Below are 237 nucleotides of genomic sequence, written 5' to 3' on the forward strand. Positions count from 1 at the left end.
ATCTCCTCCCGGGTGAGGACCACCGACAAGGGCAGATAGCCGCAGGTGAGCCCCTTGGAGAGGCACAGGAAGTCGGGCGCCACGTTGGCCTGCTCGCAGGCGAAAAGCGTCCCGGTGCGCCCGAAACCGACGGCGATTTCATCGGCGATCAGGTGCACCTGGTAGCGGTCGCACAGCGCCCGCGCCCGGGCGAGGTACGCGGGATGGTACATCGCCATGCCCCCGGCGCACTGCACA

General features: G+C 68.4%; 1 protein-coding gene. It reads right to left on the minus strand.

What is annotated here, in order from left to right:
- The coding region (locus ACTFO6_RS19725) for an aminotransferase class III-fold pyridoxal phosphate-dependent enzyme (protein ID WP_439935988.1) at positions 1–237 on the minus strand (237 nt) is incomplete at both ends.

This window comes from Pelomicrobium sp. G1, assembly GCF_051905455.1.
Classification (GTDB): Bacteria; Pseudomonadota; Gammaproteobacteria; order Burkholderiales; family UBA6910; genus Pelomicrobium.